Origin of the sequence: Streptomyces sp. WELS2 (genome assembly GCF_013870595.1) — a bacterium.
Classification (GTDB): domain Bacteria; phylum Actinomycetota; class Actinomycetes; order Streptomycetales; family Streptomycetaceae; genus Streptomyces.
Genome location: NZ_JACBWZ010001391.1, coordinates 1 through 585, shown reverse-complemented (window position 1 = coordinate 585; position 585 = coordinate 1). Strand labels below are relative to the sequence as shown.

At 70.8% G+C, this 585-nt stretch carries 1 pseudogene; it reads right to left on the bottom strand.

The features are described from left to right. Positions 1-585: pseudogene (locus tag H5J33_RS36550) on the bottom strand (DUF3372 domain-containing protein); the annotation flags it as partial.

Below are 585 nucleotides of genomic sequence, written 5' to 3'. Positions count from 1 at the left end.
GAGAAGTCCCGGATGTGCAGCTCCTGGATCTGCGCGTCCCGCAGCGGCACCGCCTTCGGCTTGCGCAGCGCCGACCAGCCCTTCGGGGCCAGGGACCTGTCGTCCAGGTCCACGACCAGACTGCGCTCCGAGTTCGCGGTCAGCGCCACCGAGTACGGGTCGGTGACCTTGTTCGTGACCACCTCGCGCACGCTGGGCGCCCACACCCTGACCACGTACCGGTACGGCTTGCCCTTCCAGGACGCCGGCCCCGTCACGGACCACACGCCCGTGGCATCGTCCCGGCGCATCCTCTTGAGCGAACCGTCCAGCTCCAGCGACACACTCCGCGCCGTCGGAGCCCATACCGACAGCGTGGGCCGGCCGTGGTGGAACACCGGCCCGAGGCGCGCCTTCGTGGCACCGGGATACAGGTCGTCCAGCACACCGGCGATCTGCACACCGGTCGCCGCCAGCACGGCACCGTTCTCCGCCCGCTGCGAGACGACCAGCTGACCCTTGACCGCTTCCCGCACCCGGCCCCGGTCACGCGGGTCCACCGACCAGGCGGTGTAGTCCCTCAGGTGCGGGAACCTCGCCTTCTGC